The 26791-nt window shown below is 60.1% G+C and carries 18 protein-coding genes; 5 read left to right on the top strand and 13 right to left on the bottom strand.

Annotated elements, in window-relative coordinates:
- Positions 1–13: 13 nt before the first annotated feature.
- Genes ORL50_RS17080 through ORL50_RS17065 form a run of 4 tightly spaced genes read right to left on the bottom strand, consistent with a single transcriptional unit; the run spans position 14 to position 6061 of the window.
- Positions 14–1378, bottom strand: a complete 1365-nt coding sequence (locus ORL50_RS17080) for an ATP-binding protein (protein ID WP_266016626.1) — start codon at positions 1376–1378, stop codon at positions 14–16.
- Entirely contained in the window at positions 1375–3186 is a 1812-nt protein-coding gene (locus ORL50_RS17075; protein ID WP_266016624.1) for a DAHL domain-containing protein, read from the bottom strand. Before ORL50_RS17075 ends, ORL50_RS17080 begins: the two co-directional genes overlap by 4 nt.
- Complete coding sequence (locus ORL50_RS17070) at positions 3183–4142, bottom strand: cytochrome-c peroxidase (RefSeq protein WP_266016622.1); 960 nt, start codon at positions 4140–4142, stop codon at positions 3183–3185. Before ORL50_RS17070 ends, ORL50_RS17075 begins: the two co-directional genes overlap by 4 nt.
- 44 nt (positions 4143–4186) lie before the next feature.
- Positions 4187–6061 carry a putative bifunctional diguanylate cyclase/phosphodiesterase gene (locus tag ORL50_RS17065; protein WP_266016718.1) on the bottom strand — a complete coding sequence of 625 codons (1875 nt, stop codon included), beginning with the start codon at positions 6059–6061 and terminating at the stop codon, positions 4187–4189.
- A 262-nt stretch (positions 6062–6323) separates the two neighbouring features.
- Here ORL50_RS17065 and nosR point away from each other — a divergent pair, with 262 nt between their 5' ends.
- The 3 genes from nosR (at position 6324) to ORL50_RS17050 (ending at position 8858) form a co-directional block, all read left to right on the top strand.
- Positions 6324–7703 carry a response regulator c-di-GMP phosphodiesterase, NosR family gene (nosR, locus tag ORL50_RS17060; protein WP_266016620.1) on the top strand — a complete coding sequence of 460 codons (1380 nt, stop codon included), beginning with the start codon at positions 6324–6326 and terminating at the stop codon, positions 7701–7703.
- A gap of 63 nt (positions 7704–7766) precedes the next feature.
- Entirely contained in the window at positions 7767–8195 is a 429-nt protein-coding gene (locus tag ORL50_RS17055; RefSeq protein ID WP_266016619.1) for an NUDIX hydrolase, read from the top strand.
- Between the two features lie 24 nt (positions 8196–8219).
- Entirely contained in the window at positions 8220–8858 is a 639-nt protein-coding gene (locus tag ORL50_RS17050) for a LysE family translocator (protein WP_266016618.1), read from the top strand.
- 255 nt (positions 8859–9113) lie between these two features.
- On the opposite strand, the gene metR is transcribed toward ORL50_RS17050, so the two are convergent.
- A complete protein-coding gene (gene metR, locus ORL50_RS17045; RefSeq protein ID WP_266016616.1) occupies positions 9114–10031 on the bottom strand; it encodes a transcriptional regulator MetR in 918 nt (305 codons plus the stop codon).
- Positions 10032–10150: 119 nt separating this feature from the next.
- Between metR and metE the strand changes: the two genes are divergently transcribed.
- Complete coding sequence (gene metE / locus ORL50_RS17040; protein WP_266016615.1) at positions 10151–12463, top strand: 5-methyltetrahydropteroyltriglutamate--homocysteine S-methyltransferase; 2313 nt, start codon at positions 10151–10153, stop codon at positions 12461–12463.
- A 39-nt stretch (positions 12464–12502) separates the two neighbouring features.
- Here the strand turns inward: metE and ORL50_RS17035 are convergent, their stop codons facing one another.
- Complete coding sequence (locus ORL50_RS17035) at positions 12503–18121, bottom strand: dermonecrotic toxin domain-containing protein (RefSeq protein WP_266016613.1); 5619 nt, start codon at positions 18119–18121, stop codon at positions 12503–12505.
- A gap of 205 nt (positions 18122–18326) precedes the next feature.
- Here ORL50_RS17035 and ORL50_RS17030 point away from each other — a divergent pair, with 205 nt between their 5' ends.
- On the top strand, positions 18327–19346 hold the full coding sequence (locus tag ORL50_RS17030) for an alpha/beta fold hydrolase (RefSeq protein WP_266016611.1): 1020 nt from the start codon (positions 18327–18329) through the stop codon (positions 19344–19346).
- Between the two features lie 127 nt (positions 19347–19473).
- Here ORL50_RS17030 and ORL50_RS17025 read toward each other — a convergent pair whose 3' ends face one another.
- From ORL50_RS17025 to ORL50_RS16995, 7 genes are all read right to left on the bottom strand, one after another.
- On the bottom strand, positions 19474–19803 hold the full coding sequence (locus tag ORL50_RS17025; RefSeq protein WP_266016716.1) for a GlpM family protein: 330 nt from the start codon (positions 19801–19803) through the stop codon (positions 19474–19476).
- A gap of 8 nt (positions 19804–19811) precedes the next feature.
- The gene (aauR, locus tag ORL50_RS17020) at positions 19812–21140 is read right to left on the bottom strand and encodes a two-component response regulator AauR (protein WP_266016610.1); all 1329 of its coding nucleotides are present in this window, start codon (positions 21138–21140) and stop codon (positions 19812–19814) included.
- On the bottom strand, positions 21137–23038 hold the full coding sequence (gene aauS, locus ORL50_RS17015) for a two-component sensor histidine kinase AauS (protein ID WP_266016609.1): 1902 nt from the start codon (positions 23036–23038) through the stop codon (positions 21137–21139). The genes aauR and aauS overlap by 4 nt, the downstream gene beginning before the upstream one ends.
- A 164-nt stretch (positions 23039–23202) precedes the next feature.
- Positions 23203–23937 carry an amino acid ABC transporter ATP-binding protein gene (locus ORL50_RS17010; protein WP_262172084.1) on the bottom strand — a complete coding sequence of 245 codons (735 nt, stop codon included), beginning with the start codon at positions 23935–23937 and terminating at the stop codon, positions 23203–23205.
- Entirely contained in the window at positions 23934–24605 is a 672-nt protein-coding gene (locus tag ORL50_RS17005; protein WP_266016608.1) for an amino acid ABC transporter permease, read from the bottom strand. The genes ORL50_RS17010 and ORL50_RS17005 overlap by 4 nt, the downstream gene beginning before the upstream one ends.
- Positions 24605–25351, bottom strand: coding sequence for an amino acid ABC transporter permease (locus ORL50_RS17000; protein ID WP_266016607.1), 747 nt, complete (start codon positions 25349–25351; stop codon positions 24605–24607). The genes ORL50_RS17005 and ORL50_RS17000 overlap by 1 nt, the downstream gene beginning before the upstream one ends.
- A 190-nt stretch (positions 25352–25541) precedes the next feature.
- The gene (locus ORL50_RS16995; RefSeq protein WP_266016606.1) at positions 25542–26456 is read right to left on the bottom strand and encodes a glutamate/aspartate ABC transporter substrate-binding protein; all 915 of its coding nucleotides are present in this window, start codon (positions 26454–26456) and stop codon (positions 25542–25544) included.
- Positions 26457–26791: the final 335 nt, after the last annotated feature.

The following is a 26791-nucleotide window of genomic DNA, read 5'->3' as shown; positions in this document are numbered from 1 at the left end:
CGCTGACGCCACTTCACGTGACCTGGCTGGTCTGGCGAATGGGTAGCTCGACCCGAAACGTGGTGCCCACGCCCACTTCACTGCGAACGGTGATATCTCCCCGATGCTTCTTGATGATGCCGTAAGACAAGGACAATCCCAGTCCGGTGCCCTGGCCCACGGGTTTGGTGGTGAAAAACGGGTCGAAGATCTTCTGCAAGTCCTGCGGGGCAATGCCGGAGCCGGTGTCTTGCACTTCGATCCATACCGATTGTGCAGCATGCCCGGTGCGCAAGGTGAGGGTGCCGCGTTCCGGGCCGATCGCCTGGGAGGCATTGACGATCAGGTTCATGATCACTTGGTTGATTTGTGAGGGCAGGCACTCGATATCGGGCAGCACCTGATAGTCCTTGAGCACATCGGCCTTGTACTTGAGCTCGTTGGCGACGATGTTCAGGGTCGACTCGATGCCCTGCTGCAGGTTGCTCCACTGCCATTCCAGGTTGGAGTCCACCCGGGAAAAATCCTTGAGGTCCTTGACGATCTGGCCGACCCGGCTGATGCCGTCCTTGGACTCCTTGATCAGTAGCGGAATGTCCTCGCTCAGGAAGTCCAGTTCAATCCGTTCACGCAACTGCTGCAGGCGTTCGGCGCACTCAGCGGATTCGATCGAGGACTCCGCCTGCCGGTAGGCGTCGAGCATTGCCTGCAGTTGCTGGAAGTAGTTATCGAGCGTGCCGAGGTTGGATGAGATGAAGCCGATGGGGTTGTTGATTTCATGGGCAACTCCAGCGGCGAGCTGGCCCAGCGAAGCGAGTTTTTCCGATTGCACCAGTTGTGATTCGAGCTGTTTGCGCTCGTCGACTTCCTGCTGCACCAGATGCTCGAGATGGTTCATCTGCAAGCTGGCGCGCTCGGTCATGTCCCATTTGGCCAGCAGGGTGTTGGCCATCTGCTGCACTTCAATATTGTCGAACGGTTTTTTCAGAATCAGTACCCGGTCATGGGCCTGCAGGCGGTCGAGCAGTTCATCCCAGGAATAATCAGAGTAGGCGGTGCAGACCACCACTTGCAGGCGCGGGTCGGCCTGCCACAGCTGCTCGATGGTCTGCGCGCCGTCCCAGCCTTCGGGCATGCGCATGTCGACGAAGGCCAGGGCGTAGGGGCGCTGTTGCTGCAGCGCCCACTGCAGTTTCCCCAGGCCTTCCTGCCCGCCATAGGCCGAGTCCAGCTCAAGCGGCTCGCGGGTCGTTTTGGTTGCACCGCCGAACAAGGTGGCTTCCATTTCGTCCAGCTCGACGGTCTGCACCGGGGGAGGCAGGAGGATCTTGCGAAAATCCACGTGGATGGACGGTGTGTCGTCGATCAACAGGATGCGCCGGTTCAGACCCTCGCTCATGCGGGCTCCGGGACGACGTGCAGCGGGATCTGCAAGGTGAACAGGGCGCCTTTGCCCGGGCCGTCACTGTGGGCGGTGAGGTGGCCATTCATCTCGATGGCGGCGAGGGCGCAACTGTGCAGGCCGAAACCATGACCTTCCTTGCGGGTGGTGAAGCCGTGGGCAAATATTCGAGTCATGTTTTCCTCGGCGATGCCTTCGCCGTCGTCCTTGACGCTGACTTGCAGGGTTTTGTCATCGACGATTTTTACCGCCAGGGTCATTTGCCGCGCTCGATTACTCAGGTCCGACATGGCGTATTTGGCGTTGCTGATCAGGTTGATCAGGATCAGCAGCAACCGGTGCTTGTCACCCATGACTTGCGGTACTGCGCTGTACTCCTTGACCACCGTGACCTGATGCCGGGTCAGGGCGCCGGCATTCATGCGCAGGGCGTCTTCGAGCAATTCGCTGATGTACAACGGTTCCATCAGGCTGTTGGCGCCTGCATAGGATTGCTGAGTGGCGACGATGTCCTTGATGTGGTCAACACTCTTGGTCAACTGCGCCAGCTCCTCGCTCATGCCCTGTTGTTCCAGGGCAATCGCTTCCACCAGCTGATTGAGGTAACCGGGGAGCAATTTGCCCTTGGGGTCCTGGGTCAGGAAGGTGCCCAGGTCCCCAGGGTGATCGTTGATCAGCTGCATTGCCTTGGCCAAGCCCTGGGCCTTGCTGGCGCGCAGTTTGCGGGTCACCAGGTCGGCGGAAATGTTGACGCTGTTGAGCACGTTGCCGACGTTGTGCAACACGTTGGTGGCGATCTCGGCCATCCCGGCCTGGCGTGCAGTGTCGAGCAGTTCACTCTGGGTATCGCGCAGTTCACGGGTGCGCTCTTCGACCCGCCATTCGAGGTCGTCATTGGCGGCTTCCAGGGCCTGGTTGACTCGCTGGATCACCATGAAGCTGCGCATCAGGTGAATGGCCAGGTACACCAGGAACAGCACCAGCAGCACCGAAAAGACCAGCATGGAGAAGTGGTAGCGCTGGTCGACTGCCTCGGTTTTTTGCTGGTCGGTATTGAGCAGGTCGGTAATGTCGTCCAGGCGTTCGGCCACGGGAATCGCTTCGATGTTTTGCAGCAGCTCGTTGACCAGCGGTTGTTCGCGCAGGATCAATGAGATGTGATTGCTGAGGATGTCGATCGGGCTGTGGAACTGCTCGGGCAGCCGTTCTTTGTTGACCTTCAGTTTGTTCATGCCGAGCAGGATGTCGGCAGCCTTGTCATCAGAGGTGACCTGGGCGAATTCCAGGCTGCTGAGCAGCAGGTCATAAGTGTCGGTGGCGATGTTCTGCAGCTGCAATTTGTCGCCATCCACCAGCTCGGCCAGTTGCCCCTGGATGTCGTCCTCGGCGGTGGGCAGGAACGCCAGTGAGTTACGCAACACGGCGTTGTGCGACTTGAATTGTTCGACCAGGCGAGTTTTCTCCTTGAGGTCCTTGAGGAAGGCATCATGGCTGGTGCGCCAGGCGACCGAGTCATTGCGGCCGTGGCTCGACTCCATCGAATCGAATCGTTGCCAGAGCTGGTTCATCTCGGTGAGCGGCGACACCAGCGGGTCGTAGTTGTGGCTGATGGCGATGCGGGCCTTGAGAATCTCGGTTTCCCACTGAGCGTTCAGTTGTTTGATGCGGCCAATCAAATCCCGCGATTCGGCGTAGGTCGTGGTCTGGTCCTTGCTGGACTTGAGGTACAGGAACAGCAGCGTCGAGGCCAGCAGCAGGGCGACGATGCCCAGCAGGGTCATGTTGCGTCGGTAGGACAGTCTCATAAAGGCTTACCCTCCCATTCACCGGTCAGGGTCTTGAGGAATTTGATGATCAGGGTTTTGTCCTCGGCGGAAGGAATGCGCCCGAGCTGGAACTTGAACATCACGTCCACCGCCTCTTCGAGCGTGGCGGCCGAACCGTCGTGAAAGTACGGTGCAGTGACTGCGACGTTGCGCAGGCTGGGCACCTTGAACACGTTGCGATCCTCTTCGTCACGGGTCACCAGGTAACGTCCCAGGTCGGACTCCGAAGGGTTGCCCCGCACCTGGAAGTAATCGCCCATGACACCGAACTTCTGGTACATGTTGCCGCCGATGTTCACCCCCTGGTGACAGGCGATGCAGCCGTACTCCTTGAAACGCTGATAGCCGTATTTCTCCTCGCGGCTGAGGATCTGCGTGTCGCCCAGCAAGTACTGGTCGAATCGTGAGTTGCTGCTGATCAGCGTTCGCTCGTAAGTGGCCAGGGCGTCCTGCACGTTTTCCATGGTCACTCCGTCCGGGTAGGCGTTGGCAAATGAAGTGCGGTAAGTCGCGTCGGCGGATAGGGTCTGCACCACGTGTTGCCAGTTGCTACCCATCTCGCTGGGGCTCTGGACGACTTCGTGGATCTGCGCTTCCAGGGAGTCCGCGCGACCATTCCAGAACTGCCGGAAATTCAGGCTGGCGTTGAGAACGCTGGGGGTGTTGATCGCCACCGGCAGACCGGCGAAGCCGATCGAGAAGGCCTTGTTGTCGGCGCCGCCCTTGGCCAATTGATGGCAGCTGGCACAGGTCAGGGCACCATTGACCGACAGACGCGTTTCGTTGAACAGCTGGCGACCCAGCGCTACCCGCTGCGCATCCTGCTGAGGCACCGCCGGCAGGGGTTTGAGCGGTTCGTCCAGCGGTGCCGCCGCGGCGCTCAGGCACGCCCCGAGCGCGGGCACCAGCAGCAGGTGGAGAAAGCGGAACGACATCTGATGTTTCCTTAGCGCTTGGCCTGAGTGTCGTTGGAGGAAGTTCACGAGGTGGTCGACAAGGCGCGCCTCAGCGACTCCACGTAGCGCACGAATACCTCGGGCTCCACCGCTTTGCTGAAGTAGTGGCCCTGGACTTCCTCACAGTGCTGGGCCTTGAGGAAGGCCAGTTGTTCGGCGGTTTCCACCCCTTCGGCAATGATGGTCAACTTGAGGCTGCGCCCCAGGCTGATGATCGCGCTGACCAGGGCTGCGTCGTTGCTGTCGCTGCACAAGCCGTGAATGAATGACTGGTCGATTTTCAGGACGTCGATGGGAAAGCGCCGCAAGTAACTCAGGCTGGAGTAACCGGTGCCGAAGTCGTCGATGGCCAGGCGCACACCCAGGGCTTTGATCCGCTGCAGGGAGGTGACGGTGGAGTCGATGTTTTGCATCAGCACGCTTTCGGTGATCTCCAGCTCCAGAAGGGCTGGGTCCATGCCGGTTTGTGCGAGGATCTGTTCAATGCCATCGACGAAATCCCGTTGACGGAAATCGATCGCCGACATGTTCACCGCCACGCAGATCGGCGGCAGCCCGGCTGCTCGCCACGCGCAGCTTTGCCGGCAGGCTTCGGCCAGGACCCATTTGCTTAGTTGGACGATCAGGCCACTGTCTTCCGCGACTTCGATGAATGCCGATGGATAGACCAGGCCATGGCCCGGCTTGTGCCAGCGGATCAACGCCTCGGCGCCGACCACCTGGCCACTGCGAAGGTCGAGCTTGGGTTGGTAGTGCAGGACAAATTCATTGCGCGCCAGCGCCAGGCGGATGCCGGTCTCCATGCTTTGCTGGTCCCGGGCACGCTGGTTCATTTCTTCGATGAAAAAGCGGTAGCTGTCCGGAGCGGTCTCCTTGACGTTGCGCATCGCGGTTTCGGCTTTTTTGATCAGCGAAACGGCATCAAAGCCGTCGTCGGGATAGATGCTGATACCGAGGCTGGCGGTGACGCTCAGGTCGTGGCCGGCGATGTGCTGGGGGGCGCGAATCGCGTTCAAGAGTTTCTCGGCGATGCCCTTGGTCTGCTGAGGGTGGCGAATGTCAGCGAGGATCACCACGAACTCATCGGAGCCATAGCGAAACACCGAGTCGGACTCACGCACTGCCGCCACCACGTTGCGCCCGACCCGCTGGAGCATCTCGTCGCCGGCTGGATGGCCCAGGGCATTGTTGATGCGCTTGAAGCGGTCGAGCCCGAAGAACATCACCGCCAGTTGTTTGTCATGGCGCCGGGACAGGGCCAATGACTGGTTCAGGCGGTCTCCCAGCAACGTGCTGTTGGGTAATTCAGTGAGGACGTCGTACTGCAGCAGGTGCGAGACCTTGAGCAGTTCGTGCACCCGCGCCTCGATGGTCTGCTCCAGGCTCAAGACTTTTAATGCCGCGTCCTGGGCCATCTGCCATTTCCAGGTCATGGCGCTGGCCATCTGGCGGATTTCCAGGCTGTCGAAGGGTTTTTTCAGTACCAGCAACTGGTCGCCGAATTCCAGCCTTTCGGCCATGTCTTCCCAGCTGTAGTCGGAGTACGCCGTGCACAGGGCGATCTGCAGGTTGGGGTCGGCCTTCCACAATCGTTCGATGGTTTCCAGGCCGTCCCAGCCCGGCGGCATGCGCATGTCGATGAACGCCATGGCGTAAGGTCGCCCCTCGACCAACGCCTGTTGGACCCGCGCCAGGGCTTCCTGGCCTTGATAGGCCGAGTCGAGCTGGAACGTCAGGCGCTCCACTGGCTGCGTGCCGAATAGCGCTTCCTCGGTGTCGGCCAGGGTCAGTTCGTCGTCGCTGGCGGGAGAGAGGATCTTGCGGAAATCCGCATGAATAGACGGTGCATCGTCGATGATCAGGATGCGCCGGTTGGCCTTGGCCAGCACTGTCGTCATTGACATTCGCAGGGGCCGGCAACGGTTTCGTGGGGTGTGCTCATAGGAGGGGTATCCTTTCCCTGATCACCTGGCCGAACGTACAGATAATGGATCCGAGTCCCCTGAGCATAGACCTCTTGCGGGTACTTCGCGCAGTTGCACTGAAATCATTTGCCGGAAGGGGCTCAATTTCATCTAGCCTGTAGGCCAGACTCCGAATTTTGGCGATGCCCGGCCCGTCCGGACCCGGCAATACAGCAGTTTCACCTGAGATGACGCCATGGATGAGCAACTCCCCACCACTTTGAGTCACAAACCCAAGGTGCTGCTGGTTGATGATGAGGAGTCGATCCTCAACAGCCTGCGCCGCCTCCTGCGCGGCCAACCCTACGATGTGTTATTAGCGACCAGTGGTGCCCAGGCACTGGAGATCATGGCGCAGCAGCCCATCGACCTGGTGATGAGCGACGCCCGCATGCCGAACATGGACGGCGCCACGTTGCTGGCGCAGGTCTATCAGCTTTATCCCCAGACCACGCGAATCATGCTCACCGGTTACGCCGACCCAGCGGCCATCATCAAGGCGATCAACGAAGGGCAGATTCACCGTTACATCAGCAAACCCTGGCACGATGAAGAACTGCTGCTGACCTTGCGCCAATCGCTCGCCTACCAGCACTCGGAGCGCGAACGCCTGCGCCTGGTGCAGGAGACCGATGAGCAGAATGAGCAGTTGAAGCGACTCAATGCCACCTTGGAAAAACATGTGGCTGCACGCACTGCCGAACTGCAGCAGACCGCCGATATGCTCGACCTGGCGTACGAAGAGCTCAAGCGCAGCTATGTCACCGGCACCGAAGTGTTTTCGCTGCTGGCCAATTTGCGCTTGCCTGCGGCCAAGCAGACTAATCGCCAGATTATCGACCTGGTGCGGGTGTACTGTAACCGTCACGGCGTGGATGAAAGCAGCGGTCGCGACCTGGCCATGGCCGCGGCGCTCTACAACATCGGCAAGTTGAGCTGGACCGACAGCATGATGACCGCTCCGGCGGATCTGCTGCATCACAACGACCGCGAACGTTATCGCGGTTATCCGAAACAGAGCGAGACGTTGCTGATGACCCTCGACCCGATGAAGGATGCGGCCCGCCTGATCCTTCACCATCAGGAGCGCTGGGATGGCAACGGTTTCCCCGACCGGCTCAAGGGCGAGGCAATTCCCTTTGGGTCGCGGTTGCTGAAACTGGCAGTGGATTTCATCGAGTTGCAACGCGGGTTGATTCTGGAGCGGCAGATGAACAGCGATGAGGCCCTGGTGTATATCCGTAACTACGCCGGACGGCTGTACGACCCCGAGATGGTGGAAGATTTCATCCAGGTGTGTGCCGCCTACCAGAGCGATGTCTCGCTGGCCGACCCTGCGGTCAAGGTGCTGACCACTCGCGACGTGGCAGCAGGCATGATCCTGGCGCGCAACCTCAATGCCGACAATGGCATGCTGCTGCTCAATGCCGGCAAGGTATTGAACGGGGCTCTGGTAGAGAAGCTCATTGCTTTTGAAGCCATGGAAGGGGCGAAGTACAGCATCTTTGTAAAGGTCCCGCAGGAGCCGGCGGCTAGCGGTGGTGAAGTGCAAGCGGGTGCACAGGCCCTGCACTGATCGATTGGGAACCGCTTGGCGGACCTGTATCCTTGCGCTTTTTTCCAGGGCAGGATCTCCTTCATGACGGTTAATTCAACCGACCGCGTTATCCACATCGCCGCGGCGCTGCTGATCGGCCCGGATGGGCGCACGCTACTGGTACGCAAACGCGGGACCACAGCGTTCATGCAACCCGGCGGCAAGATCGAAGCCGATGAGTTGCCGGTGCACGCGCTGGTGCGGGAGCTGGAAGAGGAGTTGGGGCTGCGGATCGATCCTGCGCACGTGGCCTACCTTGGCCAGTTCAGCGCCCCGGCGGCCAACGAGCCGGGTTTTGTCGTACAGGCAGAGTTGTTCCAGCTGACGATTGCCGCAGACGTGTCGCCAGCGGCGGAAATTGAGGAGGTCATCTGGATCGACCCGGCCACCGATGGCGAGGTCATGTTGGCGCCATTGACACGAGAGCTGATCCTGCCGTTTTATCGAGCCTCGGTCATCGCGACTGCCTGATCTTTTACGGTCGAAGGATTGCCCATGATTCCACTTCAAGAGCTGCTGATTTTTGCCGCCGCCGCGTTGCTGATGGTGCTCACGCCGGGGCCAAACATGATCTACCTGATCTCTCGCTCCATCTGCCAGGGGCGTAAGGCCGGTGTGGTTTCCTTGCTGGGAGTGGTGGCGGGATTCTTCGTGCACCTGTTCGCTGCGGCGGCGGGCCTGACGGCAGTATTTCTCGCGGTGCCGTTGGCTTACGAAGTGCTGAAGTGGGCGGGCGCGCTGTACCTGCTGTGGCTGGCCTGGCAAGCGGTGCGGCCGGGCGCGCGATCACCGTTCGAAGCGCAGCAGCTGCCGCCGGACTCGGCGCGAAAACTGGTGACCATGGGCTTTTTGACCAGCGCCCTGAACCCGAAGATTGCGGTGTTTTATCTGTCGGTGTTCCCGCAGTTCATCTCGCCTGAACATGGCTCCGTGTTCACTCAAAGTGTCGTGCTGGGGCTGACCCAGATCAGCGTGAGTTTCTGCGTCAACTTGCTGATTGCGGTGTTTGCCGCGGGCATTGCTTCCTGGTTCGTCAACAACCCGACCTGGCTGGCGGTGCAGCGTTATTTCATGGGGTTTGTGTTGGCTGCGCTGGCGGTGCGGTTGATGCTGGAGCAGCGCAAGGCGGCTTGAAGAATTGAAGATAGCTGGGACTATGGGAACTGTGGAGCTGTGGAGCTGTGGAGCTGTGGAACTGTGGAACTGTGGAAACTGTGGAAACTGTGGGAGCAAGGCTTGCCCGCGATGGGGCCAATAAGATCGCCATCGCGAGCAAGCTTTGCTCCCACAGTGTTGAGTTCAGTTCAGTTCAGTTCAGTTCTGCAGTGCAGTTGCAGTTGCAGATGCAGTTGCAGTTCAGCCAGCTCAATTCAGCCAGCTGTACCCCGACTACCGAACCGCGCTGACCCCATCCAGGGTCGAGAACGAGGTGTCTTTGGCCGTCAGCAAAAAGTCGCGCATGTAGGGTGCGTCCAGCATGTCCGCACGAATTCCCGCATACAGCGTCGCGAACAAACCTTTCTCGCCAAGCCGCTTGGCTTTCACATAACCCCTTGAGCTGTATTCATGCAGCGCCCAGTGGGGCATGCCGCACACGCCACGGCCGCTGGCCACCAATTGCATCATCATCACCGTGAGTTCCGAGGTGCGAACCTGTGCCGGCTCGATATCTGCCGGCTCCAGGAAGCGAGTGAAGATGTCCAGCCGGTCACGTTCCACCGGGTAGGTGATCAGGGTTTCACTGATCAGGTCTTCGGGAACAATGTAAGCCTTGCTGGCCAGACGGTGCTGGTTGGCGACAGCGAGCATTGCCTCGTAGGTGAACAGCGGCACATAGGTGATGCCCGCCAGCTCCAGCGGGTCCGACGTCACCACCAGGTCCAGATCGCCGCGCGCCAGGGCCGGCAGCGGGGCGAAAGAAAACCCCGAAGCCAGGTCCAGTTCGACTTCCGGCCACGCATCGCGGAACTGGTCGATGGTCGGCATCAGCCACTGGAAGCAACTGTGGCATTCGATTGCCATGTGCAAGCGTCCCGCCGTGCCCCCCGCCAGCCGGGCGATGTCGCGTTCGGCGCCACGCAACAGCGGCAACGTAGCATCGGCCAATTGCAGCAGGCGCAAACCTGCGCTGGTAAAGCGTACGGGCTTGGTTTTGCGCACGAACAGCGGCATGCCCATGCGCTCTTCCAGCTCCTTGAACTGGTGAGACAAGGCCGACTGAGTCAGGTGCAGGCGGTCGGCCGCATCGACCAGGCTGTCGGCTTCGCGCAGGGCGTGCAGGGTTTTCAGGTGGCGTATTTCAAGCACCGGGGGGGCTCCATGAGGAAAACTTGTGATCAACACGAAAAGGTTGAGTTTGTCTCATGTTGGCCTGGCTGTCGACAATAGCGCCATGTTTTGCACCCCTTTGATAGAGAGCATTCACCATGGCATTGGCGCACACCCTTGGTTTCCCCCGCATCGGCGCAGACCGCGAACTGAAAAAAGCCCTTGAATCCTATTGGAAGGGCGACCTCGACCAGGCCGCGCTGCAAAGCGTCGGCCGCCAGTTGCGCGCTACCCATTGGCAATTGCAAAAAGATGCCGGCATCGACTTGCTGCCGGTCGGCGACTTCGCCTGGTATGACCAGGTGTTGACTCATTCCCTGACCTTCGGCGTGATCCCGCAACGTTTCGACAGTGCCAAGGACGAGAACGGCCTGCCGACCCTCGACACCCTGTTCGCCATGGCCCGCGGCGCCACTGCCAGCTGCTGCGGCGGCGAGCACGGGAAGACGCAATACGCCCAGGAACTGACCAAGTGGTTCGATACCAACTACCACTACCTGGTCCCTGAGTTCAGCGCCGATCAGCAGTTCAAACTCAGCTGGGAGCAATTGTTCAATGAAGTCGACGAAGCTCTGGCGCTCGGCCACTCCGTCAAGCCGGTCATCATCGGCCCGCTGACCTACCTGTGGCTGGGCAAAGCCAAAGGAGATGACTTCGACAGGCTCGATTTGCTTGAACGCCTGTTGCCGGTCTACAACGAAATCCTCAGTCGCCTTGCCGCCCAAGGCGTGGAATGGGTGCAGATCGACGAACCGATTCTGACCCTGGACCTGCCGCAGGCGTGGAAAAGTGCGTTTGAACGCGCCTATCACATCCTCCAGTACTCGCCGCTGAAAAAACTCCTGGCGACTTACTTCAGCGGGCTGCAAGACAACCTCGGCCTGGCAGTCGGCCTGCCGGTGCACGGCCTGCATATCGACGCCGTGCGTGCGCCGGATCAACTGGGCCAGGTACTGGATCGCCTGCCAACCTACAAAATCCTCTCAGTGGGCCTGGTGAACGGGCGCAATGTCTGGCGCTGCGAGCTGGAGTCGGTGCTGGCGCAACTGCAACCGGCCCAAGAGCGTTTCGGCGACAACCTGTGGGTCAGCAGTTCGTGTTCTCTGCTGCACAGCCCGGTGGATCTGGATCGCGAAGACAAACTCGATCCGGAACTGAAAAGCTGGTTGGCATTTGCCGTGCAGAAGTGCGGCGAGATCGCCGTATTGCGTGATGCGCTGAACGACCCACAAGCGCCCAAGGTGCGAGCCGCGTTGGCCGAAAGCAATGCCATTGCCGCGAGTCGCGCCGAGTCGCCGCGAATCCACAAGGCGCAAGTGCAGGCCCGTGTTGCGGCGGTAGCGGCCACTGACAGCCAGCGTCAATCGCCGTTTGCCCAGCGCATTGAACAACAGCGTGCCCGTCTGCAGTTGCCGGCATTCCCGACGACCACTATCGGCTCATTCCCGCAGACCGGCTCGATCCGTCTCGCGCGCCAGGCCTTCAAGCAAGGCAAGCTGTCGGCCAACGACTACACCGATGCGATGCACAGCGAAATCCGGCATGCGGTGCAAGTCCAGGAGCGTCTGGGCCTGGACGTGCTGGTACACGGTGAAGCCGAACGCAACGACATGGTCGAGTACTTCGCCGAGCAGCTTGAGGGGTATCTCTTCACCCGGTTCGGTTGGGTGCAGAGTTATGGTTCACGTTGCGTGAAACCCGCGATCATCTATGGCGACCTGAGCCGCCCCCGCGCCATGACGGTGGACTGGATCACCTATGCGCAAAGCCTGACCGACAAGGTGATGAAGGGCATGCTGACTGGCCCCGTGACCATGCTGATGTGGTCGTTCCCCCGGGAAGACGTCTCGCGCAAAGTGCAGGCCCGACAATTGGCCCTGGCCCTGCGTGACGAGGTGGTGGACCTGGAAAAAGCCGGCATCAAGATAGTGCAAATCGATGAAGCGGCGTTCCGCGAAGGCCTGCCTCTGCGCCAGGCGCAATGGCAGGAGTACCTGGAATGGGCGGTTGAAGCGTTCCGCCTGACCGCTTCCGGAGTGCGCGACGAGACCCAGATCCACACCCACATGTGCTACAGCGAATTCAACGATGTTATCCAGGCCATCGCGTCGATGGATGCCGATGTGATAACCATAGAAACCTCGCGCTCGGACATGGAGTTGCTGGAAGCCTTTGAGGCGTTCGACTACCCCAATGATATCGGCCCGGGTGTCTATGACATTCACTCGCCGCGAGTGCCGGATACCGCTGAGATGATCAGCTTGCTGCGCAAGGCGGCCGCACGGATTCCGGCCGAGCGGCTCTGGGTCAATCCTGATTGCGGATTGAAGACCCGCGCGTGGCCGGAGACCGAGGCAGCACTGGTAAATATGGTGGCGGCGGCACGGCAGCTGCGCAGTCAATTGGCATAAACCATAAGAGGAGCGGGCCATCCCGCTCCTCTTTGCGTCTCAGAGGTTTTCGAAGTGCACGAGCGCAGCCGATTGTTTGCCTATATCGGAGTAGGGCAACTCGGCGTCGTCGGCATGGGTCAGGAACCGGTGCTCCGGTAACTTCAAGTGAGCTTTTTCGAACTCGGTGAAAACCGGCGCAGCCCGGGTGTAATGGAAGTGCGCATACCATAACAATGTCGGCGGTGTTTGCTGCAGGTCTCGTACTTCGTACTCCTGCATGTAGTCGTTCCGACCGTCGCGACGTTTTCCAAGGTGTTTGATCGGTTGGGTTTTGCGAATTTCCACCGCGTTCTGGCGGACCAGATCGTCGAGCATGCCATCGGTGGGTTTTTTGCTGCGCAGCGACTGCCGGGTGCGCATTGAGCGTCCGGTGAGTTTCAATTCGGCAGCCCTGGCCCGCAGTTGCGGGATCAGTTCGTTGCCCGGGGCAATCTCCTCGATGGCTGCGGCACGGCGAGCAAGCTCCTCCGCCTCGCTGAGCATCATGTGTTCAAGGTCCACCGGCAGCATGTCTTTGTCGGCATAAGACTGCACTCTGGTTTGATAGGTCGCCTGGGAATCCAGGCGGTTGCGGGCATCAGTCACCAGAGCCTGCAGATCCCTGGGAGGGGATTGGGGTACGGCCGGCTGAGGGTTCAGCAGGCGGAATTTACCGGGGCTGGACTGTTCCCAGATTTCCACGTGCCCCCCCGTTCCTGTGAGGGTGTATTGATGCCTCTGGGTGGTAGGCTCCCAACGTTCGACGCCGATCAGCAACTGGCCGTCTTCGGTGGTGAAGATTTTTTGCGTGTGCTGGCCGGCCGGTCTATCGGCAGCGGGCTTATCCAGGCCCTTACGCGCGCGCTCGGAGAGTTTCTCGATGTTGTTCAGCAGAGGTTCGACGACGTCCAGGTGGAAATGCTGGGGATAGCCACTGGTCCATGCCTGCATGCCTCGGCGATATTTGGCGTAAGACTCCACGCAGTCTGCAAGTATCTGGTTGCGCTGTGCGCGAGAGGCTGCTGCTTCCGTCAGCCCGAATTGCGCGAGCAGGGCGCGCTCGAATCGGGAGCGTATGGGGCGGGTCTGGCGCTGCAGGTCAACCCAGGACATGTCGCTGGTGGTGCCAACACGCTTGACCATTTCCAGCAGATGTCCGGTTTTTACAATCAGCACCTTGGCTTCGCTGGAACGCTGATTGATTAATTCCACCGATTGTTTCAGATCGGAGAATACGGTCTCGTTCTGGGTAGGTTTGACGCGGTTTTTCTTGGGCGCAATGATTTCGCCAAACCATTGGTTCATCTTGGCCATCAGCTCGTCAATGAGATCCATTTCGCGCACGATCTGCACCCGCACGTTGCGCAGCTCTTCGAGTATGCCCAGGTACTCGTCGAGATTGCCCGTCGCTACGATATCCAGGCGGGCCGACAGCGCATCAGCTTCATCCACCAAGGCAGTAATTCGACCGCCGGTGATATGGACGCGGTTTACGTACCGGTCAGTCACCAGCCAGGCACAATCACTGCGCATCTGCAGGGCGGTGGTTTTCTTGTTGCCGCTGCTCAAGCCGCGCAGTTCGGTCAGCGCCTCGTACCGCTGGATGCCCAGTTCGATGTCTGCAATACAGGCCTTTTCCGCCTCTCGTGCTAATGCGGAACGCTGTTCCGGGCTGCGGGCCCTGTACCGTTCAAGCGCTGCTTCGGTTTGCTTGCATTGTGTATTGAAGCGACGTGCAAGGTTATCGGCGGTGTCTTCCAGCTGACCTTGACGCCGATACACCTGATCGACCCACCAGCGTGGCAACCGCTGACGAATAACCGCTGGCCAAAGCGGATCAAGCGTCTCGGCCAGGTGACCCATTACCTGTCCACCACCAAGGCCACCACCTTCAAATGCGACGCCGTAGACGCCGTAGTAAGTATCCCATTGCCCGGCTTCATCGAGCGCGAGGGGCTGCTTGTAGGTTTTCTGACTGTTGCCACTCAGGCGCCAGTTACGGGAATCTGCGCTGCGTTCCACCTGAAATATGCGCCCCTGGCGCACGATGAAGTCGCCGTCCGCATGACGGTAGATGTTGTGATGGATCCCGTGGGTCGCCGGCTGCAGACCGGACAGCGAGATGGGCTTTTCATACTCGTAGCCGGTAAAGCGTTGCGCTACCTGTTCGGCGTGGCGAAGCGAGGTTGCCTTGAGTGCACTGGCGTGTCCGGCCAGCCTCTTTATCTGACGCGCGCGGGTTAGAGCACGGGCCGTGCGCGACAGCGCCGATGACGCCGTTTCCCCGGGCACCAGGTCCATGGTCGCGTCGATCAGTGAGGTCAGCATCGATTCGATTTCGCACAGGCCCTCGGCAATTTTTCCGCGCAGCAAGGCCGCTACCGCTTTGTTGGCATCGGTCCAGGCATCGTAGATGGAAATGACGGTGCCGACGTACGGCACGACTCCCAGGGCCATTTTTATATAGTTGAAGGCGCGCGGGCCCTTCAGGGCGTAACGCTCCATGTACAACGCGTCGTTGGAGCGGGAGGTACCGCGATGGGCTTCGATCAGGCGTCCCATGTGCGTGTCGAGCAGGTGAGCAGCCAACGAGGTGGTCGCCGGCCAGCGGATGCCGACGCCAATCATTGCGTCAAAGTTGTTGAGCTGGCTCTGGGTGATTCGGCTTTTATGTGCGGCGACTTCACCCAGGATTGCCCGGCCTGCCAGGTAGCTGGCCCACTTGTCTTGCAGGCATAGATTGTACAGGGCCTTGCGGGCCTGTTCCAGGCTGTCGAAGCGGCGCAGGAACTGCTCATCGGGGCTGTCGGGGGTGTACAAAAGGGTCGCGCCGCCAACCTGCTCCTCGACAAAAGTGACGCCCGCCAGGGTCACCGGACCTTCGTTGGGTGTGTCCTTCCCACCTGGGGCCAGGAATGCGGGCAGGAGAACAATGCGCTTGCCGTCAACGTTCCAGGCTTGGGCGGCATCGGCGCTCATGGCGATTTTCAGCACCTGCAAATCATCAGCACTGATGTGCTTTTGCAGGACCGCTGTTTCACCTTGTAGCTGGAGCATCAGGTGCCAGGGCTCGATGAGGCTTTCACGGCGGTGCTCGACCACGAAAGCTGACTCGTCGGCCCCTCCGTGGAATGCCTTGCGGATCAGCTTTTCGTAAGCTGCGGGCAGGTCAAGTTCCGGCAGCACGCGCTTGAGGTAAGCCAGGGTGATTCCATTTTTCAGCGCCTGGCGTTCGGAATCAACGTTGGTAGTCACTGCCACCTGCATGAATCCCAGTCGCAGGACCAGGGGTTCCCGGCTCATCGACGGGGTGTTATCGATGTTGTGCTGGGCCAGGTCCTCGAGGGTCATTTTGCTGCGTGCGGTACTTGGGACCAGCACCAGTTTCTTCGGCGTCCCCGGTGCCCCGGGAGCTTCGACGAAGTGATATTCCTCGCGCACCGAATCGGGCAGGTCGAGAGTCACGCTGAAATTGCCCTGCACCAGAAAGTCCTTGCGCAGACGTTCGTTCAAGTGTTTTCGGGTGAAGTCGTCTCGAGGTTCAAGCGCGATGCTCATGAGTTCGTGGCTGCGATACATCGACTGGATGTACGCATTGATCAGGCGTTTGAGTCGCTGGCGATGGTCTTCACTCAGGTTCTTCAGCCAGTCGGGAATATTGGCGGTGAGGGTGCCGCTACGTTCCTGCTCCTGCAGGTGCGCGAAGCCCAGGTTTCTGGCTGCGTGCACTGGCACTTGCAACAGGGCACGGGTGCGCCTGCGCAGGATGTCCAGCTGTTCCGCACGCTGGGTAGACTGGGCGGGATCGGCATGGCGCTGACGTATTTCGCCCGCCTGTTCTTCAAATTCGCTGGTGAGTCGGTTCAAGCCGTATTGCAGTGCGTCACCACTGATTTTGCTCAGCGCCAGCGTCATCCCGGAATCCGGGTTGGAAATGCGCAATAAGTCCTGTTCAAGCTCTCGACGATTGGCAAAACGTTGCAGGCCGCCACCGGAACCCGGCCAGTAGAGCAGCACGCTGTGGGCGGAAGCGGCGTCGGCAAGGGCGTCGGCACGTGTCATGAGAATCGCGCCCGCCAGTTCCTGGCTGTGGACGGTGGTTTTGCCTGCGACCTGTTCCGTCAGCGTCAGCGTCAGGGTAAGGCTGGCCGCTACGGGGTCGGTGCCGGGGTCGTCGGGAGTATCCAGCAGAGCCAGCAGCAGGGTCTGTTCATCGCTGTCCAGTTGATTGAGGGCAACTTGCAATGCGACTTCAGCGCGCAGTCCTGATTTGTGGGCGCAGTACAGGTCGGTAACGGCGCGCTGGAAGGTGACAAGGTCCAGGGTTCGTGAGCGGTGTAGCAAGTCATGCGCTGCCAGGTCGGCGGCCTTTTCGGCGCTTTCCAGAGCCTTGAACTGGTCCTTGAAAGATTGCAGGCCTGCGCTGTCGCCTGTTTCTTCAAACAGTTTTTCCAGCGCTTCGCGCTGGTTGGCCAATGCCGCCTGGCGCATTTCCAATAGGGTGTCGGGGTACAGACTGCCGAACAGTGGTTGCACTGCCTGCGTAATCTCCTCCGGGGCGGCGGTTGGTTTGGGGGGCGAAGCAATTAAGCTTGCGATGCGCGTCTGTTGCTCGACCTGCTCAACTTGAACCAGCGCTCGCGCCCCATTGGCTGCCAGCCCGGATTTGCCCCGTGAGCCATGACGCAGTGCGCTGACCTGAGCCTGTTGGCGCCCGGCCAGCAGGTCGCTGGCACCCACCGTCAGGGGATCCGTGCGCGCGGTGTATTCGAAACTCAGGTTGTCGACGGGCAGCCCAATCGGCACCAGGGCTTGCTGTGCCAGCCAGTCTTCCATGTCGCTGCGCTGGTTGAATGCCTGGATCGCCACGGGTCGACTGGGCAGGTACAGCAGGTTGGTGACACTGGCCGAATCTCCCACGGTAATGACCCATGCACCGGTGAGTTTTACCCGGCTCTGGTTGCTCAGCACCAGGGCAAGCTGTTCGGTGTGGATGGGCAGACCCTTTAGCGTCAAGCCGGTGGCCGGCGGATCAATGATCAAGAGCAGGGGCGCGAGCTGCTCCTTGGTCAGGGTTTTTTCAGCGTATGCCAGCTGGGCGGCGGCTTCGAAATGGCTGCGGTAGTGCAGGATGGTCCATGCCTGGCGGGATATTGCGGTACCGGTGGCGCGGCCTTCCCAGAAGTTGCGCCAGCGCAGCAAATGCGCCTGCAGCAGGTCGAGGTCCTTGAGTCGCTCCAGCATCTGCATCGGAGTCAACTTCGCCAGGGCATGTGTTTGATCAAGACCGCTGACCTGACACTGCTGATCCAGTGCGGTCTCCAGCGTCGGGTGTTGCAGAACGAAAGCGCAGGCATCGGTGAAGCTGACGAAGTGTTGCGCACGTCCTGGCGAGGCGCCGAACTGCAGGCCGGCTTTTTGCCCATCCAGATCCAGCTCACTTTTGAGCAAATGAACAATGGTGTCCCGTATTCCCGGCGTGGCGCCCAGCAAGTCGAGCCAACCCTGGCGACTTTCTTGCCAGCGTGCCGACGCGCTGAAATACAGGCTGGTGTCACGCAGAAGGGGCATTGGGGATGAAGAGGGGGTGAAGATGGCGGGCGCTGGAGAGAATTCAAAATCAAGTTTTTCGGTCATTGCAGCAGTGCTCGGTGCGAGAAGCGGTCGATCCACTTCGGGAGCCGGTCATTTAAGGCAAATCCTGATTGACCCTGGCACTACATAGTTACCGCATCGACCGTTGGGCGCTGTTCATCAAACTGTCACGCAACTGTGGCAGCGCGCCTGAGCAAATATCATCAAACTCGCGCTCTACTGGGGTTCTGCGTTTCGGTGTTTTTTCATGCGTGTATTGGTCTTTCTGGCTGCGTTGTTGTTTGGCCTGCCGTCTTTTGCGGCGTCTCGTTGTGATGTCAATGTTGCGACCGAACGGGCCGACCTGGCCCAGGTGAGCCTGGCGTACCAGAGTATCGGTCGCGCTTCGGATCCTGCATTGCTGCTGGTCATGGGCCTGGGCGGGCAGTTGATCCACTGGCCCGACGAGGTCGTGGTCGCGCTGTGTCAGCAGGGCTTTCGGGTGATCCGTTATGACAATCGTGATGTCGGACTGTCCACCTGGCGGCAAGCGCCGGTCGAGGCCAACCTGACCTTCGAAGTGCTGCGCTACAAACTCGGCTTACCGGTAGCTGCGCCCTATTCCCTGACGGACATGGCGGACGATGGCTTCGGCCTGATGGATGCCCTGCATATCGAGCAATTCCACGTGCTGGGCGCGAGCATGGGTGGAATGATTGCCCAGCATATGGCGGCCATGGCGCCACAACGGGTGGAAAGCCTGACGTTGATCATGACCAGTTCCGGTGCCCAAGGCTTGCCGGCGCCCAGCGCCGGGTTGGTGCAGTTGCTGGCGCGGCGCGGTGCGGCCAATCGCGAGGCGGCGCTGGAACAGCAGGCCGACCTGCTGGCGGCGCTGGGCAGCCCGTCTGTCAGCGATGATCGCCAAGTGCTGCTGCAACAGGCGGCGCAGTCCTATGACCGGGCGTTCAACCCCGAGGGCGTCAAGCGCCAGATCATGGCGATACTCGCCGAGCCGAGTCGGGTCGCACTGCTCAATCAGCTGCGAGTGCCAACCCTGGTGGTGCATGGCACGGCTGATCCGCTGCTCCCAGTGATGCATGGCGTGCACCTGGCGGCGCATATTCGCGGCAGTCAGCTGAGGCTTATCCCGGGTCTGGCTCATCGCTTCCAGGAGGCGTTCAAGGCGCCATTGCTGGCGGCGGTGTTGCCCTATTTACAGGCGCATCGCGAAGACACCTCGCACTGGGCGCAGATTGATCCGGTGGTGGAACACAATCTTCTCTGACTCAGGGACCGATGTGGTTTCCCCTGTAGGAGTGAGCCTGCTCGCGATCGCGGTGTGTCAGGCTTTCCGGTATTGACCGGCATACCGCAATCGCGAGCAGGCTCACTCCTACAAGGGGGGGCATGGGTCAGGTTTGGTAACGCACCCACACGCTGACCAATACGGTGGCCGCAATCAGCCAGGCCACCGCCGCTACCGCCAGTGAGGCCTCCAGGCGCATCTTGTCCACCATCACGTACAAGGTGGCGAGGTAGATGAAGTAGGGAATGATCGACCACATGCCAAACACGATGGTGGTCTTCAGATCATCCAGCGACCGGCCCTTGCCGACGATGTAGTGAGCGATCAGGGCAAAGGTCGGGAACAGCGGCACCAGCCCGGCGATGTAGTAGTTTTTGGTCCTGGCCAGCGCGGCCAGGATCAGCACCACTGCAGCGCCCAGGGATGCCTTGAGAATCAGATCCATCAGTGGCTCAACCCGTATTTTTTAACTTTGTCGAACAGTGTGGTCTTGGCCATGCCCAGTTCCTGACTCGCCTGGGTCAGGTTGCCGCCGCTGCGCTGCAAGGCATCCACCAGCAAGTTGCGTTCGAAAGCTTCAACCGCTTCGGCGAACGCCAGGCCCTGATTGCTGCCGCTGGCGCCGGACTTCTTGAAGGCCGGCAGACCCAGGGCGAAGCGTTCGGCAACGTTGCGCAATTCGCGCACATTGCCCGGCCAGTCATGGCTCATCAGGTTCGACAGCGTCTGGTTGTCCAGGTCCGGTACGGCGCGGTCGAAGCGCAGGGACGACTGCTGCAGGAAGTGCTCGAACAGTTGCAGGATGTCTTCGCGACGTTCGCGCAGGGGTGGCAGTTCCAGGGTCACCACGTTCAGGCGGTAATACAGGTCACTGCGGAATTCGCCGGCTTTGCTCGATTCGTCCAGATCGGATTTGGTCGCCGCGATTACCCGGCAGTCCACTGCCACGCTCTGGTTTGAACCAAGGCGCTCCAGGGTCCGTTCCTGCAGCACCCGCAGCAGTTTGATTTGCAGCGGCAGCGGCATGCTTTCCACTTCATCGAGGAACAGCGTGCCGCCGTCAGCGTGTTCAATCTTGCCGATCCGGCGTTTGCCCGCACCGGTAAAAGCATTGGCTTCGTGGCCGAAGATCTCGCTCTCGAACAGATTCTCCGGCAAGCCGCCGCAGTTCAACGCGACAAACTGCCGGGTATGGCGCCGACTGAAGTCGTGCAGGCAACGCGCGACCAGTTCTTTGCCGGTACCGGTCTCGCCTTCGATCAGCACGTTGGCCGACGTGTCGGCGACGTTGGCGATCAATTCCCGCAGGTTCTGCATGGCCGGCGAGCGGCCGATGATCCGGCCTTCCAGAGAGTCGCGTTCGGCCAGTTGCCGACGTAGCGAGGAGACCTCTCGCGCCAGGCTGCGTTGCTCCAGGGCGCGACGGGCGACGTCGACCAGGCGCTCGGGGGAGAAGGGTTTCTCCATGAAGTCATAGGCGCCTTTTTGCATCGCGCCGACCGCCATGGAGATGTCGCCGTGACCGGTAATCAGCACCACCGGCAGGCTGCGATCGCGGCTCTTGAGTCGGGTCAGCAGCTCCAGGCCGTCGATGCCCGGCAGGCGGATATCGCTGATGACAATCCCGGCAAAATTATCGCCGACTCGCTCCAGTGCTTCCTCTGCACTGCCCACGCCTTCGCAGGGAATGTCCTCGAGGGTCAGCGCCTGCTGGCAGCCCAGCAGCACATGAGGGTCGTCTTCGACGATCAGCACACTAAGTTCGTGGTTCATATTGGCTCGGCGTGAAGGGGGCTTACCAACGGTAAACTGAGGACGAAGGAGGTACCACCATTGGCCGGGTGTTCGACACCCAAGTGCCCGCCAGTGGCGGCGGCCAGGCTGGCGGACAGGGTCAGGCCGAGGCCCAGGCCCTGTTCGCCGGGCTTGGTGGTGAAGAAAGGTTCGAACAGATGCTTGCGCGCCTCGGCGTCGATGCCGTGACCGTTGTCGCGCACCCTGAGGCGATATTTGCCGTCGTGCGGCTCACCCTCGAGCCACAGTTGCGGCAATGGCTGGGCCTGCATGGCATCCAGGGCATTGCCGATCAGGTTGACCAGAATCTGCTCGAGGCGGGTCTGGTCGATCTGCACCTGGACATCAGTGAACTCGCGGTGCAGTTGCAGGTGTGCATTTTCCAACCGCGCGCCGAGCAGTTGCAGCGCAGCGTCCACGGCCTTGCCGAGACTGGCCTGGCCCTTGTCATCACCACGCCGGGCAAACGAACGCAAGCTGGCAGTGATCCGGCCCATGCGGTCGATCAATTCATTGATGGTCTTGAGGTTCGTAGTGGCGACGTCGAGCTGGCCGCGCTCAAGGAACCGCACGGTATTGCCGGACAGGGTCCGCAACGCGGCGAGCGGCTGGTTGAGTTCGTGGGCGATGCTGGTGGACATCTGGCCGATGGCCGCCAGTTTTCCCGCCTGCACCAGTTCATCCTGGGCTCGGCGCAAGGTCTCTTCAGCCTGACGTCGTTCACGGATCTGGCCCTTGAGTCGTTCGTTGCTGGCGCGCAGGTCGCTGGTGCGTTCGGTAATCCGACGCTCCAGCTGATTGTTGGCTTCCTGCAGGGCCTCCCGGGCAGCGAGGCGGGTGGCGATGACCTTGCGGCGTTCGTTCCAGGCGATCAGCAGGAACGCCACCAGCGCGAATGCGACCGCCACCAGGATCCCCTGGTTGATCGCTTCCCGCCGCAAGTCCTGCAGAGGGGTGAGCAGGGTGAAATTCCACGGCGTGTCGCTGAGCGGGCGGGTCTGCGAGAGGTAGCTGATGTCCTCCTGGTCGGATGCCACCTCACTGTTGGCGGGGAAGGTCAATTTCTCCTCACCCTCAGCCAGCTTTTCCCGCGCCAGCGGTTGCAACTCGTTCAGCGGGAACCAGTAGTACTGCAGGCTGCGGGCGAGCTTTTCCTTGGTTTCGTCACTGAGCGCGATGACCGACTTGAGCCGTCGTGCCGGGTCGCTGGAGAGGATGATAATGCCGTTCTCATCGCTGACGAAGGCTTCCAGGCGCGCGCGCTGCCAGCGCTCCTCCATGGCTTCGAGCCGCACCTTGACCACCGCGACGCCGATGATCTTGCCTTGTTCTTCTAGGCCGTGGGCCAGGTAATAACCGGGTTCGCCGTTGGTGCTGCCGATTCCGTAGAAGCGCCCCGGCTGGCCGCGTACCGCGTGCTGGAAGTAGGCGCGAAAGGACAGGTCTTCGCCCAGGTAACTGTCGACGTCGCGCCAGTTGCTGGTGGCCATGACGCGGCCAGTGGTGTCCATGACGTAGATGGCCCGACTGCGGCTGCGCCGGTTCAGGCCCTCAAGGTATTCATTAACCGTCTGCCGGTGTTCCGGTGACGGGTCGTCCAGCAGTTTTGACACACTGGATTCGAGTTCCAGCAGGCTGGGCAAGTAGGTGTACTTGCTGATTTCGCTCTCGACGGCGCGGGCATGCAGTTCCAGCTGACGCTGGCCGTTCTCGCTGAGGCTGCGGATGCCGTAATGTTCGCTGACCCAGAAGCCGAGATAACCCAAACCGATCATCAGGGCGATGACCAGCGGTGGCAGGAACAGATGGCGAATCAGACGAGGTTTCACGGCGAGTGATGGCGGCGCGGCGCGATAGAGAGTGGGGTCGCATTTCATCACAGATGCCTTGGGTCAACCACAACACAAATCTCCAGACCACCACTGGCCCATTGTGGGAGCGGGCTTGCTCGCGAAGAGGCCGGCACATTCAACATTTAAGTCGACTGACACGACGCCTTCGCGAGCAAGCCCGCTCCCACATTTGGGCAGCGGTGCCTTTCTTAGTGCTGCAGAATCTTGTTAAGGAAATGCTGTGTACGCTCGGCGCGGTGGCTGATATCGCCGAAGAAGTCCTCTTTTTTGCAGTCCTCGATGATCTTGCCAGCGTCCATGAAAATAACCCGGTCGGCAACTTTACGGGCAAAACCCATTTCGTGGGTCACGCACATCATGGTCATGCCTTCGTGGGCCAGTTGCACCATCACGTCGAGTACTTCGTTGACCATCTCCGGGTCGAGCGCCGAAGTCGGTTCGTCGAACAGCATCACGATCGGGTCCATCGCCAACGCGCGGGCGATCGCCACACGCTGCTGCTGGCCACCGGAAAGCTGGCCAGGATGCTTATGCGCATGGGCCGACAAGCCGACTCGCTCAAGCAGTTGCAAGCCCTTTTTCGTGGCTTCTTCCTTGCTGCGGCCCAGGACCTTGATCTGCGCAATGGTCAGGTTTTCGGTGATGGTCAGGTGCGGGAACAGTTCAAAGTGCTGGAACACCATGCCAACGCGCGAGCGCAGTTTTGGCAGGTCGGTCTTCGGGTCGGCGATGGAGGTGCCATCAACGACCACATCACCTTTCTGGAACGGTTCCAGGGCGTTCACGCACTTGATCAGGGTGGATTTGCCGGAGCCGGAAGGCCCGCACACCACGATCACTTCGCCTTTCTTGACCTCGGTGCTGCAGTCAGTCAGTACCTGGAAGTCGCCATACCACTTGTTGACATTCTTGATAGAGATCATACGGCAAACCTTTTTTGCAGACGCTTGACCAGCAGCGAGGCGGCAAAGCTGATTGTGAAGTACACGAGACCTGCGAAGATCAGGAACTCATTGGAGCGGCCGATGATGTCGCCACTGGCGCGCGAAGCATTGAGGAAGTCCACCAGGCCGACGGCGTACACCAGCGAGGTGTCCTGAAACAGAATGATGCTCTGTTGCAGCAACAGCGGGGTCATCTTGCGGAACGCTTGCGGCAGGATGATCAACCGCATCATCTGGCCGTACGTCATGCCCAGGGCCTGGGCAGCGCCCATCTGGCCCTTGGGAATCGACTGTACGCCGGCCCGGACGATTTCGCAGAAGTACGCCGCTTCAAACATCATGAAAGCCACGATGCAGGAGGCGAATGCCCCGATCGGCGTGTCTTCGCCGGTGATCCAGCGCAGCACGAACGGTACCGCCAGGTAGAACCAGGTGATGACCAGCAGCAGCGGGATCGAGCGGAAGTAGTTGACGTAGGCGCCGGCAATGTTCGACAGCACTTTGCTGTGGGACAGGCGCATCAGCGCGAGAATGGTGCCGAGGATGATCCCGCCGATGACACCCAGCGCCATCAGTTGCAGGGTCATGACCATGCCGTTCCACAGGCCTGGCAGGGACGGGATGATGCCCGAGAAGTCAAATTCCATCATTTACCCCCTACGGAGATCAGGCCCGGTACGGCAACTTTCTTCTCGACCAGGCGCATCAGCAGCATCAGGCTCATGTTCAGCGTGAAGTAGATCAGCGTCGCCAGGGTGAAGGCTTCGAACAGGTTGGCGGAGAACTCGGCGGTCTGCTTGGTCTGCGCGAGCAGTTCCATCAGGCCGATCAGCGAGGCGACGGAGGTGTTCTTGAAGACGTTGAGGAATTCCGAGGTAAGCGGCGGAATGATGATCCGGTACGCCTGTGGCAGCAGCACGTTCCAGTAGATCTGTGGCAGCTTGAAGCCCATGGCGCGAGCAGCGGCCTCCTGACCTTTTGGCAGCGCCTGGATGCCGGTACGCACCTGTTCGCAAACTCGGGCAGTGGTGAACAGGCCCAGGCACACGACAACGCTGAGGAAGGCCGAAGTGGTCGGGTTGAGATCCTGCTTGTACCAGTCCTGCAGATTCTGCGGCAGCAAATCGGGCACCAGGAAGTACCAGATGAACAGCTGCACCAGCAGCGGCACGTTACGGAAGAGTTCGACGTAGCAGGTCGCGATGCCCGATACCAGACGGTTCGGTACGGTACGCATGACACCCAGGATCGAGCCCAGCGTCAGGGCGATGATCCACGCCACGATGGCAATGCCGATGGTCCAGCCCAGCCCGGTCACGTACCAGTCGAGATAGATCTCGCTGCCCACGCCGGTGGACTTGAAGAACACGCCCCAGTCCCAGTTGTAATTCATTCGGGTCTCCCCTCAGATCGATGTACAAGTGCCCGCTTGGGGAAGCTCCGTTCCCGCCCTGACCATGATCGTCAGGCACACACGAGCGGCTCGACAGCCACCGGTTCGAGTGTTTCCAGAAATTGCCAGCAGGGAGTGACAACCTCCTGAAGGGATTTTGCTCCCGTCAGGAGGTAAGGTTAGTCAGAAATCAGGATTTCTTGTCGTCAGCCGCTTTATCAGTCGGATTGGCGATCAGGGCCTTGAGCTCATCGCTCATCGGGAAGTTCAGGTTCAGGCCTTTTGGCGGGATTGGCGCCATGAACCATTTTTCGTAGATCTTGTTGATCTCGCCCGATTTGTAGGTTGCCACGATGGCGTCATCCACGGCTTTCTTGAACGGCTCGTCGCCCTTGCGGACCATGCAGCCGTAGATTTCGTAGGATTGCGGATCGCCTGTCACTGCCCAGTCGCTGGCCTTCTTGGCCTTGGCGGCTTCACCGGCCAGCAGTGCATCGTCCATCATGAAGGCGACGGCACGGCCCGACTCCAGCATCTGGAAGGACTCGCCATGGTCTTTGGCGGAGATGACGTTCATGCCCATCTGCTTGTCGGCGTTCATCGACTTGAGCAGGCGCTCGGACGTGGTGCCAGCAGTGGTCACGACGTTCTTGCCTTTGAGGTCATCGAAATTCTTGTACGAGGAGTCTTTCTTGGAGAGAAGACGAGTACCGATTTCGAAGATGCCGACGGAGAAGTCGACTTGCTGCTGACGCTCGACGTTGTTGGTAGTAGAGCCGCACTCAAGATCCACGGTGCCGTTCTGCACCAGCGGGATACGGGTTTGCGAAGTCACCAGGTTGTATTTGACCTTGAGGTCCGGGAGGTCCAGGTCTTTTTTCAGCGCTTCGACGACTTTCAGCTGGATGTCGTGCGAGTAGCCGACCGGTTTGCCGGAAGCGTCCGCGATGTAGGAAAACGGAATGGAAGCGTCACGATGCCCAAGAGTGATGGTGCCGGACTCTTTGATCTTCTTCAGTGTGCCGGTGAGTTCGGCGGCGAAAACTGGAGTGCTAATCAGAGCGGCAGCAATGGCTGCGCCCAGGAGGTGGGGAACGATACGCATCAAATTTTCCTCGACATTGTTTTTTTTATGGAGCCAGTTCATCGGCCCTTTTTTGTGCTTCGAATGCCCGGCGGCTACTGAAGTGTCAGCACAAGAGGCATTCGTCCAAGAGTGTAGAGCATGACTCGTGCCAGGCCAGGCGAGATAGATCAAGTTATTGATTTATATGGGTATTAATTATTTATTGCGGGTTTTATGGCGAGGACTTATCCGGTTAACCGACTAGACCGGCTGGTCGCGTTCGGAAAACCGAATGAAATCCGAAGTTGCAGTACAGTCGTCTGTAGGAGTGAGCCTGCTCGCGATGAGGCCATGACATTCGACCTGTGGTTGCC

The organism is Pseudomonas sp. RIT-562 (genome assembly GCF_026241895.1).
GTDB classification, from domain to species: domain Bacteria; phylum Pseudomonadota; class Gammaproteobacteria; order Pseudomonadales; family Pseudomonadaceae; genus Aquipseudomonas; species Aquipseudomonas mandelii_F.
This window is presented reverse-complemented; position numbering and strand designations above follow the sequence as displayed.

Coding starts and splice junctions, on each gene's coding strand:
- aauS (WP_266016609.1), bottom strand. CDS start 23,038: ATGAAATGCGACCCCACTCTCTATCGCGCCGCGCCGCCATCACTCGCC.
- ORL50_RS17075 (WP_266016624.1), bottom strand. CDS start 3,186: ATGAGACTGTCCTACCGACGCAACATGACCCTGCTGGGCATCGTCGCC.
- ORL50_RS17035 (WP_266016613.1), bottom strand. CDS start 18,121: ATGACCGAAAAACTTGATTTTGAATTCTCTCCAGCGCCCGCCATCTTC.
- ORL50_RS17005 (WP_266016608.1), bottom strand. CDS start 24,605: ATGGAATTTGACTTCTCGGGCATCATCCCGTCCCTGCCAGGCCTGTGG.
- ORL50_RS17070 (WP_266016622.1), bottom strand. CDS start 4,142: ATGTCGTTCCGCTTTCTCCACCTGCTGCTGGTGCCCGCGCTCGGGGCG.
- aauR (WP_266016610.1), bottom strand. CDS start 21,140: ATGAACCACGAACTTAGTGTGCTGATCGTCGAAGACGACCCTCATGTG.
- ORL50_RS17055 (WP_266016619.1), top strand. CDS start 7,767: ATGACGGTTAATTCAACCGACCGCGTTATCCACATCGCCGCGGCGCTG.
- ORL50_RS16995 (WP_266016606.1), bottom strand. CDS start 26,456: ATGCGTATCGTTCCCCACCTCCTGGGCGCAGCCATTGCTGCCGCTCTG.
- ORL50_RS17000 (WP_266016607.1), bottom strand. CDS start 25,351: ATGAATTACAACTGGGACTGGGGCGTGTTCTTCAAGTCCACCGGCGTG.
- ORL50_RS17080 (WP_266016626.1), bottom strand. CDS start 1,378: ATGAGCGAGGGTCTGAACCGGCGCATCCTGTTGATCGACGACACACCG.
- ORL50_RS17065 (WP_266016718.1), bottom strand. CDS start 6,061: ATGACGACAGTGCTGGCCAAGGCCAACCGGCGCATCCTGATCATCGAC.
- ORL50_RS17050 (WP_266016618.1), top strand. CDS start 8,220: ATGATTCCACTTCAAGAGCTGCTGATTTTTGCCGCCGCCGCGTTGCTG.
- ORL50_RS17010 (WP_262172084.1), bottom strand. CDS start 23,937: ATGATCTCTATCAAGAATGTCAACAAGTGGTATGGCGACTTCCAGGTA.
- nosR (WP_266016620.1), top strand. CDS start 6,324: ATGGATGAGCAACTCCCCACCACTTTGAGTCACAAACCCAAGGTGCTG.
- ORL50_RS17030 (WP_266016611.1), top strand. CDS start 18,327: ATGCGTGTATTGGTCTTTCTGGCTGCGTTGTTGTTTGGCCTGCCGTCT.
- metE (WP_266016615.1), top strand. CDS start 10,151: ATGGCATTGGCGCACACCCTTGGTTTCCCCCGCATCGGCGCAGACCGC.